The 306-nt window shown below is 71.6% G+C and carries 1 protein-coding gene; it reads right to left on the reverse strand.

Annotated elements, in window-relative coordinates:
* Positions 1-306: MFS transporter (locus tag V5F48_RS25100; RefSeq protein ID WP_394260667.1), on the reverse strand; the 306-nt coding region annotated here is incomplete at both ends.

The following is a 306-nucleotide window of genomic DNA, read 5'->3' on the forward strand; positions in this document are numbered from 1 at the left end:
AAGCGCGCCGGGAATGAGGGCGAACCAGAACACCGTTCGCATGTCGTCGGCGAACAGCGCCATCAGCGCGATGGCGAGGAGCGGGCCGAGGAACCCCCCGACCGTATCGAGCGCCTGGCGCACCCCGTAGGCGCGCCCGCGAATGGAGGGCGGCGTGACATCCGCCACCAGCGCGTCCCGCGGCGCGCCGCGGATCCCCTTGCCGATGCGGTCGGCGAAGCGCGCGGCAAACACCATGGCCGGTGCGCCAGCGAGGGCGAAGAACGGCTTCGACGCGGCGCCCAACCCATAGCCGATGAGGATCAG

The sequence above is a fragment of the Xanthobacter autotrophicus ATCC 700552 genome, from assembly GCF_043194565.1.
Lineage (GTDB): Bacteria > Pseudomonadota > Alphaproteobacteria > Rhizobiales > Xanthobacteraceae > Xanthobacter > Xanthobacter autotrophicus_F.